The 16,523-nt window shown below is 69.4% G+C and carries 17 protein-coding genes; 5 read left to right on the top strand and 12 right to left on the bottom strand.

Features of this window, described 5'->3' with window-relative positions; all coding sequences use genetic code 11:
- Positions 1 to 4: 4 nt before the first annotated feature.
- The 4 genes from fdhD to CS062_RS06470 all read right to left on the bottom strand — a co-directional run bounded on the left by fdhD (position 5) and on the right by CS062_RS06470 (position 5,468).
- A complete protein-coding gene (gene fdhD, locus CS062_RS06455; RefSeq protein ID WP_099860614.1) occupies positions 5 to 880 on the bottom strand; it encodes a formate dehydrogenase accessory sulfurtransferase FdhD in 876 nt (291 codons plus the stop codon).
- Positions 877 to 1,251, bottom strand: a complete 375-nt coding sequence (locus CS062_RS06460) for a hypothetical protein (RefSeq protein ID WP_233217941.1) — start codon at positions 1,249 to 1,251, stop codon at positions 877 to 879. Before CS062_RS06460 ends, fdhD begins: the two co-directional genes overlap by 4 nt.
- Positions 1,252 to 1,261: 10 nt before the next feature.
- Complete coding sequence (locus CS062_RS06465; RefSeq protein WP_099860615.1) at positions 1,262 to 3,619, bottom strand: FdhF/YdeP family oxidoreductase; 2,358 nt, start codon at positions 3,617 to 3,619, stop codon at positions 1,262 to 1,264.
- 178 nt (positions 3,620 to 3,797) lie between these two features.
- A complete protein-coding gene (locus tag CS062_RS06470; RefSeq protein ID WP_099860616.1) occupies positions 3,798 to 5,468 on the bottom strand; it encodes an OFA family MFS transporter in 1,671 nt (556 codons plus the stop codon).
- A gap of 732 nt (positions 5,469 to 6,200) precedes the next feature.
- Here CS062_RS06470 and CS062_RS06475 point away from each other — a divergent pair.
- The 4 genes from CS062_RS06475 to CS062_RS06490 all read left to right on the top strand — a co-directional run bounded on the left by CS062_RS06475 (position 6,201) and on the right by CS062_RS06490 (position 11,164).
- Positions 6,201 to 6,575 (top strand): hypothetical protein, encoded by a 375-nt coding sequence (locus CS062_RS06475; RefSeq protein WP_099860617.1) that lies wholly within the window; start codon positions 6,201 to 6,203, stop codon positions 6,573 to 6,575.
- A gap of 55 nt (positions 6,576 to 6,630) precedes the next feature.
- A complete protein-coding gene (locus CS062_RS06480) occupies positions 6,631 to 7,479 on the top strand; it encodes a hypothetical protein (RefSeq protein WP_233217942.1) in 849 nt (282 codons plus the stop codon).
- A gap of 10 nt (positions 7,480 to 7,489) precedes the next feature.
- Entirely contained in the window at positions 7,490 to 10,462 is a 2,973-nt protein-coding gene (locus CS062_RS06485; RefSeq protein WP_099860618.1) for a TonB-dependent receptor, read from the top strand.
- A 156-nt stretch (positions 10,463 to 10,618) separates the two neighbouring features.
- Positions 10,619 to 11,164, top strand: a complete 546-nt coding sequence (locus CS062_RS06490; protein ID WP_099860619.1) for a cysteine hydrolase family protein — start codon at positions 10,619 to 10,621, stop codon at positions 11,162 to 11,164.
- A 23-nt stretch (positions 11,165 to 11,187) separates the two neighbouring features.
- Here the strand turns inward: CS062_RS06490 and CS062_RS06495 are convergent, their stop codons facing one another.
- From CS062_RS06495 to dmeF, 8 genes are all read right to left on the bottom strand, one after another.
- On the bottom strand, positions 11,188 to 11,958 hold the full coding sequence (locus tag CS062_RS06495) for a Crp/Fnr family transcriptional regulator (RefSeq protein WP_099860620.1): 771 nt from the start codon (positions 11,956 to 11,958) through the stop codon (positions 11,188 to 11,190).
- Between the two features lie 161 nt (positions 11,959 to 12,119).
- Entirely contained in the window at positions 12,120 to 12,845 is a 726-nt protein-coding gene (locus CS062_RS06500) for a flagellar basal body L-ring protein FlgH (protein WP_099860621.1), read from the bottom strand.
- 14 nt (positions 12,846 to 12,859) lie between these two features.
- Positions 12,860 to 13,417 carry a cell division protein FtsI gene (locus CS062_RS06505; RefSeq protein ID WP_099860622.1) on the bottom strand — a complete coding sequence of 186 codons (558 nt, stop codon included), beginning with the start codon at positions 13,415 to 13,417 and terminating at the stop codon, positions 12,860 to 12,862.
- Between the two features lie 11 nt (positions 13,418 to 13,428).
- Positions 13,429 to 13,776, bottom strand: a complete 348-nt coding sequence (locus CS062_RS06510; protein WP_099860623.1) for a hypothetical protein — start codon at positions 13,774 to 13,776, stop codon at positions 13,429 to 13,431.
- Positions 13,777 to 13,795: 19 nt separating this feature from the next.
- On the bottom strand, positions 13,796 to 14,044 hold the full coding sequence (locus CS062_RS06515) for a hypothetical protein (RefSeq protein WP_099860624.1): 249 nt from the start codon (positions 14,042 to 14,044) through the stop codon (positions 13,796 to 13,798).
- A gap of 355 nt (positions 14,045 to 14,399) precedes the next feature.
- On the bottom strand, positions 14,400 to 14,621 hold the full coding sequence (locus CS062_RS06520) for a hypothetical protein (RefSeq protein ID WP_099860625.1): 222 nt from the start codon (positions 14,619 to 14,621) through the stop codon (positions 14,400 to 14,402).
- Between the two features lie 256 nt (positions 14,622 to 14,877).
- On the bottom strand, positions 14,878 to 15,018 hold the full coding sequence (locus tag CS062_RS26130; RefSeq protein ID WP_158238683.1) for a hypothetical protein: 141 nt from the start codon (positions 15,016 to 15,018) through the stop codon (positions 14,878 to 14,880).
- Between the two features lie 55 nt (positions 15,019 to 15,073).
- Positions 15,074 to 16,090: a CDF family Co(II)/Ni(II) efflux transporter DmeF gene (gene dmeF, locus CS062_RS06525; RefSeq protein ID WP_099860626.1), complete on the bottom strand. Its 1,017-nt coding sequence runs from the start codon at positions 16,088 to 16,090 to the stop codon at positions 15,074 to 15,076.
- 85 nt (positions 16,091 to 16,175) lie between these two features.
- Between dmeF and CS062_RS06530 the strand changes: the two genes are divergently transcribed.
- Complete coding sequence (locus tag CS062_RS06530) at positions 16,176 to 16,451, top strand: metal/formaldehyde-sensitive transcriptional repressor (RefSeq protein WP_099860627.1); 276 nt, start codon at positions 16,176 to 16,178, stop codon at positions 16,449 to 16,451.
- Positions 16,452 to 16,523: the final 72 nt, after the last annotated feature.

The following is a 16,523-nucleotide window of genomic DNA, read 5'->3' on the forward strand; positions in this document are numbered from 1 at the left end:
CGCCTCAGGCGTAGAGCGTCGCCCGCGCGTCGCGGACGAAGCCCGCGAGCCGCAGCCCGCAGGCCTGCGCGGTGCGGATCGCCAGGTGCGTGGGCGCGCTGACCGCGGCCAGCATCGGCATGCCCGCCAGCGCGGCCTTCTGGACCATCTCGAAGCTGGCGCGGCTGGTCACCGCCGCGAAGCCCTGCGATGCGTCGACGCCGTCCCGCGCCATCGCGCCGATCAGCTTGTCGAGCGCGTTGTGGCGTCCGACATCCTCGCGCACCAGTCGCAGCTCGCCGTCGACGCCGCACCACGCCGCAGCGTGGATGCCGCCGGTGCGCTGCTGCAAGGGCTGCGCGGCCGCCAGCTCGCGCATCGCGCGCGACAGCGCCGCCACCAGCGCCTCGTTCGCCGTCAGCGCGGCCGGCAGTGGCGGCACCGGCCGTTGCGGCGGCCGGAAGACCTGGTCGAGGTTGTCGGTCCCGCACAGGCCGCAGCCCGTGCGGCCGGCCATGCTGCGCCGGCGCTCCTTCAGCAGTGCCTCGCAACGCGCGGTGACCCGCAGCTGCAGCGCGATGCCGTTGGGCCGCGCGCGGACCTCCACGTCGAGCAGGTCCGCCGGCGAGGCCAGCAGCCCCTCCGTGAGCGAGAAGCCGAGCGCGAAGTCCTCCAGGTCCAGCGGCGTCGCCAGCATCACCGCGTGCGACAGGCCGTTGTACTCGAGCGCGACCGGGACCTCCTCGGCAACGAATTCCTCATCGGCCGCGCGCGTGGCGCCCAGCCGCGTCGGACGCACCGCGATCAGCGCGGCAGGTAGCGGCGCGTCGTCATCGTGATCGTCGTTGCGCCCGTCGGCGCGGTCATCCGCTCCGCCGGGCAGCGCGCAGGTCCCGCTCATGACGTCGACTCCCCGCCCTCGACGGGCGACGGATCGTCGCCACCACGACCGGCCGGCGTGATCCGGGCGATCCAGCGCCCGTCCTCGTCGACATGCAGCCGCACCCAGCCGGGGCCCTGCTCGGCGCCGACGCGCGCATCGCTCATCAGCGTGTAGAGGCGCAGCAGCACGCTGACCCGCAGTCCGGTGCGCTTGGCCAGCCGGGGCAACGACACGCCGTTGCCGCCGTCGAGCTCGGCCAGCGTCTCCAACGCGAGACGCGCCTGCACGGCCATGTCACCCTGATCGCCCTGAACGCTCTGATCGGCGTCAGCGCCGGCCGCGACCTCGCGGTCGTGGACGGCGGCGGCGGGCGCATCGGCGCGGTTCATGCGCGGCTCCTCAGGCCCGCGCGTCCGCCACCGAACGCGCCTGCGCCTGCGGCACCGGCTCATCCTGCGGGCGCAGCGTCAGCACCACCGGGATCGACTTGGAGGTCGGCGTGCCGGCGCCGATCGAGATGCTGCTCAGCGGCACCAGCGCATTGGTCTCCGGGAAGTAGCTGGCCAGGCAGCCGCGCGGGATGTCGTACTCGATCAGCACGAACCTTTCGGCGCGACGGGTATCGCCATCGCTGTAGACGCTGGTGATGTCGACCCACTGGCCGGCCTTCATGCCGATCTGCTTCAGGTCGTCCTTGTTGATGAAGACCACGCGGCGATGGCCCCAGACGCCACGATAGCGGTCGTCCATGCCGTAGATCGTCGTGTTGTACTGGTCGTGCGAGCGCACGGTGGCCAGGTTGAAGACGACGGTCTTGTGCTCGCGCGCGCGCTCCTGCGCCAGGTGGAACGGCGTGTCCGTCGGCAGCTGGTGGGTGATGAAGTTGGCCTTGCCGGTGGGCGTGTTCCAGACCCGCTCCGACGCCGTGTTGCGCAGGCGGAAACCGCCCGGCTGCTTGATCTTCTCGTTGAAGTCCTTGAAGTCGTCGAAGACCTCTTCGATCTTGTCGCGGATGCGCGAGTAGTCCTCGACCAGCCACAGCCACGGCGTCTTCGAACGGCCCTTGAGGGTCGCGGCGGCCAGGCGGGCCACGATCATCGGCTCGGACAGCAGATGCTCGGACGCCGGCGCGTTCATGCCACTGGAGATGTGGACCATGCTCATCGAGTCTTCGACGGTCACGCCCTGCGGGCCGGTGGCCTGCATGTCGATCTCTGTACGGCCCAGGCAGGGCAGCACCAGCGCTTCCTTGCCGTGGATGGTGTGGCTGCGGTTGAACTTGGTGGTGACGTGCACCGTCAGCTCGGTCGAGCGCAGGGCCTTCCAGGTGGCCACCGTGTCCGGCGTCGCGGCGGCGAAGTTGCCGCCCAGCGCGATGAAGACCTTGCCCTTGCCGTCGAGCATCGCCTGGATCGCCTCGACGGTGCCGTAGCCGTTCTCGCGCGGCGGCTCGAAGCCGAAGACCTGCCCCAGCCGGTCCAGCAGCGCCTTGGGCGGCTTCTCGTAGATGCCCATCGTGCGGTCGCCCTGCACGTTGGAATGGCCGCGCACCGGGCAGGCACCCGCGCCGGGACGGCCCAGGTTGCCGCGCAGCATCAGCAGCGCGGCGATGTGCTGGATGGTCGCCACCGAGTGCTGGTGCTGGGTGATGCCCATGCCCCAGCAGATGATCACCCGCTTGGCCTGCGCATACAGGTCGCCCGCGGCGCACAGCTGTTCCTGCGAGAGGCCGGACTCGGCCTCGAGCGCTTCCCAGGATTCGGCGCGGATGCTGGCCTCGAAGGCCTCGAAGCCATGGGTGTGCTCGGCGATGAAGGCGAGGTCCAGCACGCGCTCGCCGCCCGCGGCCACGGCCGCGTCGTCCAGTTCGAAGACGCGCTTGCACAGCGCCTTCATGACGGCCATGTCCCCGCCGATGCGCAGCTGGAAGTAGTGGGTCGAGATCGGCGTGCTGCCCAGCGTCGCCATCTCCATCTTGTCCTGCGGGTCGGCGAAACGCTCCAGGCCGCGCTCGCGCAGCGGGTTGAAGCTGACGATCTTCGCGCCGCGCTTGGACGCCTCCCGCAGCTCGCCCAGCATGCGCGGGTGATTGGTGCCGGGGTTCTGGCCGAAGATGAAGATCGCGTCCGCCTGCTCGAAGTCGTGCAGCGTCACCGTGCCCTTGCCGATGCCGATCGTCGGCTTCAGGCCCTGGCCGCTGGGCTCGTGGCACATGTTCGAGCAGTCGGGGAAGTTGTTGGTGCCGAACTCGCGCACGAACAGCTGGTAGAGGAAGGCCGCCTCGTTGCTGGCGCGACCCGAGGTGTAGAACATCGCCTCGTTCGGATCCTTCAGCGCGTTCAGCCGCGCGGCGATCAGCTCGAAGGCGTCGTCCCAGGCGATCGGCACATAGCGGTCGCTGGCCGCGTCGTAGACCAGCGGCTCGGTGATGCGGCCGAGGTTCTCGAGGTCGAAGTCGGACCACTCGGCCAGCTCGCTGACGGTGTGGCCGCCCAGCACCTGCGCGGTGGCGCGGTGCGAGGTCGCCTCGGCGGCGATGGCCTTGGCACCGTTCTCGCAGAACTCGAAGGTCGAGCGGTGATCCCGATCGGGCCAGGCGCAGCCCGGGCAGTCGAAGCCGTCAGGCTGGTTGGCCGACAACAGCGTCTTGGCGCCCTTGACGGCCACGCCCTGCTGCTGCAGGTGCTTGGCGACGCTGCGCAGCGCGCCCCAGCCGCCCGCCGGGCCTTTGTAGAAATGGATCTTCTGCTCGGTCATGTGTGCCCCCGGATTGAACGGGCTCGGCCCGTTCAATCCACCCCCCGAGGGGGTGCGGGCCGGCTTGGGGCGGCCCGGCGCTCGGCCCGCCCCTCGCTAACAAGGAAGAATGGCAGACCGAGGTCTGCCATCGATGGTCACAGTATCGGCGCTGCTCGGCGGCGCCGTACGGTGAGGGTCAATTGAAGAACTTCGCGACCGTCAGCAGGGTCTTGTAGATGCCCCAGGCCAGCGGGATGCCGACGGCCAGCCAGGCCAGCACGACCAGGCCCGCCGGCGTCGCCTTGCCGGCGCCCGGACCGCTGCCGACTTCGCTGGCGGCGGCCTTCTCATGGGCCAGCTTCTTCTCGATGGCCAGTTCCTCGTCGCTCATGAAGTGCTTCGCCGCGACCGGGCGGATGGCCAGGTTGGCGATCAGGCCGATCACCAGCATGCCGACCAGCACGTACATGGTCTGGTTGTAGACCTGCTCGCGCGGGATGCCCAGGCCCAGCTGGTACTCGCGCATGTAGCCGATCACGACCGGACCCAGGATGCCCGCGGTGGCCCAGGCGGTCAGCAGGCGGCCGTGGATCGCGCCCACCATCTGCGTGCCGAAGAGGTCGCCCAGGTACGCCGGCACCGTCGCGAAACCGCCGCCATACATCGACAGGATGATGCAGACCGCACCCACGAAGGCCAGCTTGTGGCCCGCGGCGGCGCTGCTTGGCAGGCTGGCGTACAGCAGGCCGCCCAGCACGAAGAACACCGTGTAGGTCATCTTGCGGCCCAGCTTGTCCGACAGCGAGGCCCACACGAAGCGGCCGCCGATGTTGAACAGGCTCAGCAGCGCGGCGAAGCCGCCGGCGATCGCCGCGATCGCGGCCAGCTGCGTCTTGTCGAGGTCGGCGAACTTGACGTCCACGCCGATCAGCGAGCCCCCGAAGATCTCCTGCAGCATCGGGCTGGCCATGCCGATCACGCCGATGCCGGCGGACACGTTCATGCACAACACGATCCACACCAGCCAGAACTGCGGGATGCCCCACACCTTCTTCACGTGCACATGGCGCTGCGTGATCATGGCGTTGTTGGCCTGCGCCGGCGGCGGGGTCCAGCCCTCTGGCTTCCAGCCGGTGGGCGGCACGCGGTAGCCCAGCGCGCCCGCGACCATGAAGACGAAATAGATCAGCGCCATCACGACGAAGGTCTGCGTCACGCCCGGGTCGGTCGGCGTGGCGAAGCGCTTCATCAGCTCCACGGCCAGCGGCGAACCGATCATCGCGCCGCCGCCGAAGCCCATGATGGCCATGCCGGTCGCCATGCCGCGGCGGTCCGGGAACCACTTGATCAGCGTCGACACCGGCGAGATGTAGCCCAGGCCCAGCCCGATGCCACCGATCACGCCGGAGCCGAGGATCATCATCCAGAACTGGTGGGTATGGATGCCGATCGCGGAGATCAGCATGCCGCCGCACCAGCACACGGCCGACACCAGGCCCGCCTTGCGGGGACCGGCGCGCTCCAGCCAGCCGCCCCAGATGGCGGCGGCGCAACCGAGGAACACGAAGAACAGCGTGTACATCCAGCCGAGCGTCGCGACGCTCCAGTCGCACTCGGTGGTGAACAGCTGGGCGAAGAAGCCCACGTCCTTGCCGCACGCGGCACCGGCGCCGGCGGTCTGCAGCATCTTGGACAGCGGCAGCCAGAACACCGAGAAGCCATAGGCCATCCCGATGCACAGGTGAATGGCCAGCGCGCTGGGCGGCACGAGCCAGCGGTTGAAGCCGGGAGCGGCGATGGTGCGCTCCTTGTCCAGCCAGCTCGAGCCAGCGGATCCGACGCTCGGGTCGGTCAGCACAGTAGACATGGGTCCTCCTCTAACAATGAATGGCGGCCGCGACGCGGCCCGCTGATGGGGCGACCCTCTCCGAACCCTCAAACGGGATGGGTCGGCCGCGTCCCGTGTTCCGGGTTCCCCTGTCCCTTCTGGCGTGAACGACCCGCTACGACGGCAGGTGTTGGTTACTGGCTGAAAGAGTTGGGGCAGAACGCTCGCGGCGGGCGCGATCTTGACGCAAGTCATTGACATTCATTGACAACCACACATAGCAAACGGACATCTATCGCACGAAACCGACAGCCGGTAACTATTGGGCGTCCGGCGGTTAACCCGGATAGCCCGGCCTGATTCGGGCGACAAACGCACACCACCCCCGATTCGGGGTCAGTCCGCAGCAGGGTGATTGTTGAGCGCGCCACAACGGTGCATTTCCGCTCACGCATTTTTACGGTCCGGGTCTTTGCCTATTGTTGGAACCGTTCTCCCGTCTCCGAGGGCGTCCATCAGCGCCTTCTTCGCCGGACCGCCTCCCGAGGTCGTCCGGTTTTTTCTTGCCCGCCAGGGAACGCCTCTGCGCTCGCCGCGGCGCACCGGGAATCGCGTTTGCCCCGATGAACACGAGGATGTATCGGGGTGAAACCTGCCGCTTGTCCTACAAGACCTCGCGTCCTCTGCCCACGTTCCGCTCCCCGCTCTCGGTCCACAGTAGGTCCTAACCGATCTCACCGATCGGCCCCTCAAGCCCAAAGGAGAGACTAGATGAACGCGACCAAATCCCTCGTGACCGGTGCCGTTGCCCTGACCGCCTTTGCCAGCGTGCTGGGTCTGGCGTATGCGCAGGTGGAGAACTCGACCGAGTCCACCCAGACGCAGACGACGCAGGAGCAATACCCCGCCACGCAGACGGAGCAGCAGGCCCCCGCTGAACAGAGCATGACGCCGGCCGACCAGTCGACGCCCGCGACCCAGTCGACCGACCCGCAGTCGCAGACCCAATCCGAAGCGCAATCGCAGCAAGCTCAGCCGCAGTCCTCGGACCAGTGGCAGAACCAGCAGTCGCCGTCGTCGCAGCAGCCGCTGCCGAGCGAGCCGACCAGCGCTGGCGAGCCGGCCCCGCGCGCCGACCGCAACTGAGCGTGACCCGCTCATCGCCGCCCAGCCCCGCTGACCCCTGTTCCTGAGAGTTCCCATGCTGCGCGCCTCCAGCGGCTATTTCTTCAGTGATCCCCCGCCGGCCAAGCCGGCGCGACCGGGGATTCCTGAAACGCTGAAGGAACGCGCCGGATGGGCGGCGCAGGGTCTGGCGATCGGGCTGGCCGGCGCGTTGCTGGCATGGCCAGCGGCGACCTATCTGATGAAGCAGCTGCGCCCGGCGCCCGCCGCCGTCGCGAAGCACCTCCCACCTTCCCCGGTCCAGCCCGTCGTCCAAGCCCCCGCGCCAGTGCCGCGGACCGGTACGGCCGATTTCGGCAAGACCAAGGTTTCCAAGCAGGCCCGGCAACTCGCCCAGTGGGTGATGGCGGGCTGGGATCACAACGGTCGCCCGTTCGCGATCCTCGACAAGCGCCAGGCCCGGGTGCTGGTCTTCAACGCCGAAGGCAAGCTGCAGGCGACCACGCCGGTGCTGCTGGGCTATGCGGCGGGCGACGACAGCGTCGCCGGCATCGGCTTGCGGCCGATCGCGGAGGTCAAGCCCTCCGAGCGCACCACGCCGGCTGGCCGCTTCGTCGCGCAGCCGGGCAAGAACGCGCTGCATGAAGACGTGCTGTGGGTCGATTACGACGCCGCCGTGTCCATGCACCGGGTACGCCCGACCAATCCAGCGGAGCGCCGCCTCGAGCGGCTCGCCTCGCCGACGCCCAAGGACAATCGCATCAGCTTCGGCTGCATCAATATGCCGGTGAAATTCTTCGAGCAGACCCTGTGGCCGACCTTCGGCAAGCGCGGCGGCATCGTCTACGTGCTGCCCGAGAAGAAGTCGATGGAGCAGGTCTTCGCCGAGCAAATGCGCCGCGCCAAGGCCGGCCCTTCCACCTGACGCCCGGTCCATGACCGCGCGCCGCCCATTCCTTCATGCGCCCGCCTGGCTCGTCGCCCTTGCGCTGAGCGCCGGATTCGATGCGCCGGTGTCGGCGCAGGTCAGCCGTGCGACCGTCCGCGGGTTGGTCAACGCGCCTGCGGGCGTGCAGGCCGGCGGACTGACGATCCTTGCGGTCAACGCGGCCACCGGCGCGCGTTATCGCACCGCCACGCGAGCCGATGGCCGCTATGCGCTGGTGGGTCTGGCTCCCGGCGACTACACCGTCACGGTCGTCACCGCCGGCGGCGCGACGATCCGGACCGAGCGCATCACGCTGTCCGTCGGCGAAAGCGCGGCGCTCGACCTGGGCGAGGCGCCAGTGGCGCCGGGCGCGGCCGATGCGGTTCAGCTGGGTCGCGTCACCGTGCAAGGCAACGCGGCGCGCCAGGGCGTGAAGGATTCGCAGCTCGGCACCGTCGTCTCGCAGCGCATGATCGAGGCGCTGCCGCAGAACACCCGCAATTTCCTCAGCGCCGCGGACCTCGCGCCCGGCGTGGCGTTCTCGACGGACGCGAGCGGACTGAGCCGCGTGCAGTCCGGCGCGCAGGACTTCGACCACCTCAACGTCTTCATCGACGGCGTGGGCCAGAAGAACAACATCCTGCGCGGCGGCGTCAGCGGCCAGTCGGACACCCGCGGCAACCCGTTTCCGCAGTCGGCGATCTCCGAATACAAGGTGCTGACCCAGAACTACAAGGCCGAGTTCGACCAGGTCAGCAGCGCGGCGATCACCGCGGTGACGAAGTCCGGCACCAATGAATTCCACGGCGAGGTCTACGCCGATCGCACCGGCACCAACTGGCGCTCGATGAATGCGCTGGAGAAGGAGCGCGAGTCGCAAGGCGTGCCGCGACCGTCGTCGCAGAAGTACGAGTACGGCGGCAGCGTCGGCGGTCCGATCGTCAAGGACAGGCTGCACTTCTTCGTCGCCTACGACGGCAAGCGCATCGAGGACTCGCGCCAGATCGCCGGCCAGAACTTCGAGAAGCTGCCCGAGGCCGGCATCGTGCCGTCGCTGCGCGCGCGCCGCGGCAGCCAGGTCGATCCGTTCCACGAAGACCTGCTCTTCGGCAAGCTCGATGCGCAGATCGACGACGAGCAGAAGCTCACCTTGAGCGCGCGCCTGCGCCGCGAGACCGATCGCATTGCCGAGGACCGCAATCTCTCGCTGCCCGGCAACGACAAGGAGCGCCGCAATGACGAGACCCGGGTCGACCTGAAGCACGAATGGTCGCGCGGCGACTGGCTCAGCGAGGCGCGCATCGGCTATGAGGACTACCTCTGGAATCCGAAGTCGGCCGCCGACACGGCCCTGGTGCGCTACAAGGTGTCGACCGCGGTGCCGCAGGTGCTGACCGCCTCGCAGGATGTGATCCTGGACGGCGGCTCGCCCGACGCGCAGCGGCGCCAGCAACGCGGCGTCTTCGTGTCGGAGGAGCTCACCTACACCGGCTTCGACGGCCATGTGATCAAGGGCGGCGCGAAGCTCAAGGCGATGCGCTACGACCTCAGCGGCACGGCGAACTCGGTCGATGCGGTCGATGTGCTGATCGACACGACCACCGGCCTGCCCTACTGGGACGGCACCGACTGCACCGGCACCAATGTTTCCAACAACGGCAGCAGCAGCGACCAGTGCAACATCCGTCGCGCCACCGCGCCGGCGCAGGCCCGCTTCAAGAACCGGCAGTGGGGCCTCTATCTGCAGGACGACTGGAGCGTCACCCCGCAGCTCGAGTTGAACCTTGGCGTCCGTTGGGACTATGAGGACAACATGCTGAACAACGGCTACGCGACGCCGGCCGACCGCGTCGCGGCGCTGCTGGCAGCGGACGTGCCGCGCTTCGGCCTCACGCCGCCGGCCGGCCAGACCTATGCGCAATCGCTGGCCAGGGGCGGCATCGACGTGTCGCAGTACATCAGCAGCGGCAACTCGCGCAAGGCCTTCAAGCATGCGATCGCACCGCGGCTGGGCTTCTCCTACGACGTCTTCAACAACCGCAACACGGTGGTCTTCGGCGGCTACGGGCGCAGCTACGACCGCACGATGGCCAACCACGCGCTCGACGAGCTGCAGAAGAACCAGGCGCCCGGCGGCGAGATCTGGCTGATCCGCAACGACCTGAAGATGCCCTACGCGGACCAGTTCAGCATCGGTCTGCGGCAGGCGCTGTCGGCGACCTGGAACGGCGAGATCGCGCTGAGCCGCATCGAGGCGAAGAACCAGTTCGTCTGGTTCAGCGGCAACCGCGACGCCAATGGCGGCTTCGCGCAGCAGTCGGCGCTCGATCCGCTGTGGGGCGGTCCCGATGGCTACGGGCAGTTGGTGCTGGGCGACTCGATCGGCCGCACGCGGACCGACTCGGTCTTCATCAAGCTGGACAAGCCGTACAACGAGTCCTCCGGCTGGACCGCGACGCTGGCCTACACCTACAGCGACGCCAAGACCACCAACCTGCAGTGGAACAACGACACCTTCGACTGGACGTACGGCCGCGCGGGGCGGGGATGGAATCCCAGCACGCTGGTGGACCGGCACCGCCTGGTCGGCGCCTTCATGACGGACAAGCTGCTGCCGTGGGGCCTGAGCTTCTCGGCCAAGGCGACCTATGCGAGCGGCTTCCCGCGGCGGCTGACCAACTGCCTTGGCGGCACCGCGCAATGCGTCCTGATGCGTGGTGACGCGCCGAGCTACCGCCAGGTCGACATCAGCCTGGGCAAGGCCTTCAAGCTCGGCCTGCACCAGGTGGCGCTGCGGCTGGATGTGCTGAACCTCTTTGGCGCCGACAACTACGCCGGTTTCGACGACTGGGTCGGCACCGCGCCACCGGCGGGCCAGCCGGCGAACCGCCTCGGCGGCGACAACCTCAACCTCGACAAGCCCAACACCGCCCGCGGCGACAACCGCGCGCTGCGGGTGGTGCTGAACTACAAGTTCTGAGCGCTCGTCGCCTTCAGCGAAGGGCCGTCACTCTGCGCCGCCCAGCTTCAAGGCAAGCACCGAACGCGTCGATCAGGACCGGAAGCGCGGGAACACACCTGAGATCCGGCCCGCGCGGCGTATGCTCGTCCGCTTCTCCCCTGCCTGGCGACTGTCATGACCACTGCCCTGCTCATCATCGACCTGCAACGCGCGCTGTGCGTGGGCGAGTACGCCTGCCACGACGTGGATGCAGTGATCGGCCGCGTCAATGGCCTGATCGCGCAGGCGCGCGAGACCGGGACGCCGGTCGTCTTCGTCCAGCATGAGGAAGACGGCTGGGAACCGCTGCGCCACGGCGGTGAGGGCTGGCAGCTCGACGACCGGCTGCAGGCGCAGCCGCAGGATCCCAGGGTGCGCAAGACCTCGCCCGACTCTTTCCACCGGACCGAGCTGGACGCGGTCCTGAAAGGCTTCGGCGTGACGCATCTGGTGGTGTGTGGCGCGCAAAGCGATTTCTGCGTCGACACGTCGACGCGTCGCGCGCTCAGCTCGGGCTACGACGTCACGCTGGTCGAGGACGGCCACACGACGATCGCCAACGGCGCGCTGACCGCGCCGCAGATCATCGAGCACCACACGCTGATCCTGCGCAACCTCAACAGCTTCGGTCCTGCCATGGACGCGAAGAAGGCGTCGGAGATCCGCTTCGGCGCCGCCTGATCCCCGACCGACGGCCCATCGCCCTACTTGAGCGCGGTGCGCCCGCTCGCCAGGCGCGAGAGCGTCAGGTCGCACTGGTCGACCGTGCCGATGCAGTCCAACCCGCGCGCCTCGACCTCGCTCATCAGGCTGAGCCAGGCATTCAGGCCCTCGAGCGTCACCTTCGTGCGTGAGGTCCGGCTCCAGCCGCGCTCGGCGAGCTGGCCCAGGTAGATCCAGGTCTGCCGGCGCGACAGGCCCGACAGCTGGCCGATGCAGGCCTGCGACACCGGCAGCGCCAGGCTGTTGCTGGCCGCGCCGGTGCGCTGCGAGCTGCTGAGCGCCGCCGCCAGCGTCGCCAGCACGCTGATCAGGCGCTGGAAGCCGTTGCCGGCCAGGCGCATCGTGATCTGATCCTGCAGCCGCGAGGCCGTCGCCGCATACAGCTCGCCGGTGGCCGCATCGCGTTGCGGCGCATGGGTGTCCTTCATCCGCGGCAGCGGGATGTGGATGGTCGTCACATCCACCAGCGCCGTCACGTCGTAGCGCGCCGCCAGCTGGCCCAGCGGCGAGTCCGCGCCGATGACGTCGCCCAGCCACAGCGCGGCCACCGCCACACGGGTGTCGGCCGCGACCCTGGCGGCGAGGAAGGCGGCCCCGCCGCTGATCGCGATCCATTCGGCCAGCGGGCTGCCCGCCTCGATGATCTTCTGGCCGCGCCGATACGTCCGGACCTGGCCATCGGCCAGCCAGTCGTCGCTGCTCTCCGTCGCGCCGCTGTGCGGCGCCTGCGTCGCCTTCGTGTTCATGCTCATGCTGGATGGGATCCACCGGGCCAGGCTCCGCCCTCCGCGCTGCATGCGGGTTGCTGCGAAGGCCTGACGGCGAACCGTGGGTTATAGAAGCGGACCGTCCGCGTCGATCGGTCGATAAGGCCGGTGGCGTCGGCCCGGTTTGCTGGTTGACTGCGCGCCGGTCACCAGATGGACAGGCTCCGCGCCAGCACCCGCTGCAGCCAACTGCGCGACGAGGCCTCGGAGACGTCGCCCTGCGCGACGCTCTCCAGGCTCGCGTTCACCACGTCGCGGGACGCCACGACATTGCCCGGGCGGATGTCGCGCGGATTGACGATGCCGGAGAAGCGCAGCGTGTTCACGCCCTTGTTCAGGCCGACGTTGCGCTCGCCGGCCACCAGCAGGTTGCCGTTGGGCAGCACGTTGATCACGCTCACCGCCACCTGGGTGACGAAGCTGTTGTCGGTCTCCGTCGTGCCCGAGCCCTTGAAGGAGTCGCTGCCTGCGGCGGTCGCGTCGATGTTGAGCAGCCGCTCCACCGCACCGATCTTGCTCTGCCCGCCCGGCCCGCGCACCGCGAGCTTGTTGTCACGGCTGGTGTCGGTGGTCTGCTTCTGCGTGGCCTTGAGCGTCTCCTGGATGTCGACCTTCAGCGTGTCGCCGATCGCGCTCGGCCGTTTCTCGCCAGAGAACAGCGAGGTGGGCGACATGCCCGGCTGATAGATCGCGCCGTTGCTGGGCCGCTCGAGGTACATCGGCGCCTGCGGCGGCGTGACCAGCATCGGCCCGGGCACTGTCGGCGGCGCACCGGCGCAGCCGCCCTGCACGGCCAGCGCCCCGGCGGCGATCGCCAGCCCGACGGCGCGGCAGCCCGCGCGCGCCCGGTGGCGGGATTGGTTTCTGGACATCACGTTCCTCTCCCTCAGCTCTGGAAGCCGGTGACCAGCGCCTTCACCACCGGCGCGATCTTGTTGCGCGTCCCGGCCCATCGGGCCAGGCCGAAGTTCTCGTCCGCGACATAGCTGCTGGTGGACAGCAGCGTGCCGTCGGACCGGTGCAGGCTCAGCGACGCGGCGCTCAGGTTGGCGCGGTAACCGCTGGCCATCGGCGGTACGCCCCATTCGATGGTCGCGACATAGCGCAGCCACACGCCGCATTGCTGCAGGCCGGTGCCCGGCTCGTAGACGCGGCTGTCGACCCCCTGCCCCTTGAGCTCCACCTGTAGCGCCGGGACCAGATCCTCGAGCGGCGCATTGCGGTTGAACTCGATGCACACCGCGCGCACCGGCGCATCGCCGTGATGCACGGTGTTGCTGGCCTTGGCCGGCGCGGTGGTCGCCAGCGCGGTCGAGGTGGCGGCGCCGGCGCCCTTCACCAGCTCCCACGCGGGCAACGGGCTCAGCACGGCGCATCCACCGAGCGTCATCGCCGCGGCGAGCGCCACGGCGGCGGTGAGCGGCCGGGCCAGGAACGGGCGCATGGCGGCGGACCTCACACCAGCTCGTCGAGCACGGCGCCGCCGCCGAGCGCGGCCATCACGCCGTAGCCGACCACGTTGCCCAGCACCTGGCCCACCGTGTCGGCGACATCGCCGACGGTGTCGGTCACCACGTCGGTCGCGGTCTCGACCGCATCCACCGTGTGGTCCGCCAGCGCCTGCAGGCCCTTGGCGCTGATGGTGGCGGTGACGCCCAGCACCGGTCCCAGCGTCAGGCTCGGACCGCCGCGGGAGGCGCCGGGCGACGCGCCGGATGAGGGGGCTCGGCCAGCCTCGGCGGAGGGTCCGTCGGACGAGGTCGCGAGGTTGGCCAGGCCGGACAGGAAGGGCACGCTGCTCAAGGCGGGCTCCCGGCGGCGATCAAGGACGCGCGGCCAGCGCGGCCGTGTCCAGCGACAAGGTGCTCGGCGTGGGCACGGCGGGCGTCGCGGCGGCGGTCGCGACGGGCGACGTGGCCGGCGCGGCCGAACCGGGGACGGCGGCTTTGGCGTCGTTCAGCGCCTTGGAGAAATCAGGCGCGCCGGACTTGGCGCCCTTGGCCGGTCCCGAAGGCGCCGGTGCACCGGCCCGGAGGGCCGGCGACGGAGAAGCGGAGGACTTGACGTGCATGGCGAAGCGCTCTCGTTCGTTGGGGTGAACGGATTCTTCGCCGCGACCGTCTGGCGGCATGCGCCGATGAGCGCGAGGAACTCAGCGATCGTCGTGGACTCGGTGAACTGCATCACCGAGGCGCTGAACTGGGTGGTGCCGACCCGGCTTTCTCCGCTCAAGTTCGCGCGGCAGCGGCTCGGCGCGGGCGATCAACGCCCTCGACGCGCGAGGCGCGTGCGGCAGGACGGGCGGAGACGCGGGGAGGTGGAAAGGAGGCGCGACACCGGGGGAGCAGCCGTCGCCTCAAAAGCGACGTTTGGCGACGTTCGGCGACGCGCAGCGGCAAGCGCCGAAAAGAGCGGGCGGGAACCCGTCAGGGGCGACGCTGGAGCTCGAGCGCCTCGGTCCACTCGTCCCAGCTGGACTCGCTGACCTCGAGGCCTTCCAGCGCGGGGGTGTCCTCGATCGGCCAGCCGGACGGGCTGAACGGGATGCGCCGCTGCAGCAGCAGTTCGGTCTGGCGCAGGATGTGCTGCATGACCGAACCGAGGGGGTGACCGGCCTCGCCGGTCGGGGGCGCGAATCGATGTCGCATGGTCCTCTCCTGTCGAACCCCCACTATCGGTGGGGGCCGACGCAAGTGCCATCCCACCATAGGGTGGACACAGGGGGATGCGAACAGGAGCGGGACGAAAGGCAGCGGGAGGCGGTCGAGCGGTCAGGAGGGGCGCGACCGACGCAACGCGGGTGGGCGCACCATCAGATCGATCATTTCGATGTGATCGATCTGATCCGCACGGTCCGCTCGCTCGCGCGGGTCAAGCGAGCGGCGCCCTGCCTGCGGCGCTGCCTCAGATCACCTGCCGCAGCAGCGCATACAGCGCGATGCCGCCGGAGACGACGGCACAGGCGGTCTTCACCGAGCGATTGGCCACGAAGGCGCCGATGAGACTGCTGACCAGGATGGCGGCGAGGAGGTAGTTGGTTTTCATGGGCCGCGATTGTGGCGGCGCCCCGCCCCCGATCCGCCCGGCGCCGCGGCGCGGATCAGACAGTCGCGCTCGCCGGGCGGTTGATCTCGACAGTCACGTGAACAAGTTCCTCATGCACCGACAGCAGACGGCGGACCTCGTCCGGGCGCGCCTCGGGATGGTCGGTGACCAGCGACACGATGCAGGCGTACTGGGCCCGGCCCACGCGCCACACATGCAGGTCGGCGATCGCCGCCGGCCAAGGCGCGGCGGCGATGACCTCGCGAACCTCGTCGACGACCGGCGCGTCCATCTCGGCGTCCAGCAGCACGCGGCCGGTGTCCCGCAGCAGTCCGCGCGCCCAGACCGCTACCAGCACCGCGCCGGCGATGCCCATCGCCGGATCCAGCCAGTCGGCGCCCCAGAGCCGCCCGCCCAGCAGCGCGACGATGGCCAGCACCGAGGTCGCCGCGTCGGCCAGCACATGCAGATAGGCCGCGCGGAGGTTCAGGTCGTCATGACCGTGATCGTGGGACGCGCTGGCGGCATGCTCGTGGCTTTCTCCATGCCCGTGCCCGTGCCCGTGTCCGTGTCCGTGTCCGTGTCCGTGTCCGTGTCCGTGTCCGTGATGGTGGTGCTCGCCGCGCAGCAGCCAGGCGCAGGCGAGGTTCACCAACAGCCCCAGCGCCGCGACCGCGATGGCCTCGTCGTAATGGATCGGCGTCGGCGCGACCAGCCGCTCGATCGACTGCCACAGCATCAGCCCCGCGACGCCGATCAGCAGCAGCGCGCTGCTATAGCCGCCGAGCACCTCGATCTTCCAGGTCCCGAACGCGAAGCGGCCATCCCTCGCCCAGCGCCGCGCGGCGCCATAGGCCAGCACCGAGACGCCCAGTGCCACGGCGTGCGAGCTCATGTGCCAGCCGTCGGCCAGCAGTGCCATCGAGTTGAAGAGATAGCCGCCGGTGATCTCCGCGACCATCATCGCGACGGTGAGCAGCACGGCCCAGCGCGTGTTGCGGGCGGCGAGCGGGTTGCCCTCGTCGAAGACGTGCGTGTGCTGCCAGGGGGCGATCGAGGTCGGGGAGGACATGATGGAAAGGCCGGTCCCGGCCGGCGTTGTCATACTCCCCCCCAGTATAGGAGCCGACGCCCCGGCGTCGCTAGAATGACGCGCCATGGCACACACGATCACCGGCAGGAAGAAGCTGCTCACCCGCATCCGCCGCATCCAGGGGCAGGCGGCGGCGCTGGAGCGCGCCGTCGACCAGGACGCGGACTGCATGGCCGTGCTGCAGCAGATCGCCGCCATCCGCGGCGCGGTCAACGGGCTGATGGCGGAGGTGCTGGAGGGCCATGTGCGTGAGCACCTTGGCGCGCCGAACCTGAGCGCCGAGCAGCGCGCGGCCGAGGCCGACGCGATCGCGGCGCTGCTCAGGTCCTACCTGCGCTGAGCATCGGCGGTCATGCGACGGCGGGGAGTAGACTCCGCCGCACCTTTCAGCACAACGGGGTCTCGGGTGGAT

Origin of the sequence: Roseateles chitinivorans (genome assembly GCF_002761755.1) — a bacterium.
GTDB classification, from domain to species: domain Bacteria; phylum Pseudomonadota; class Gammaproteobacteria; order Burkholderiales; family Burkholderiaceae_C; genus Roseateles; species Roseateles chitinivorans.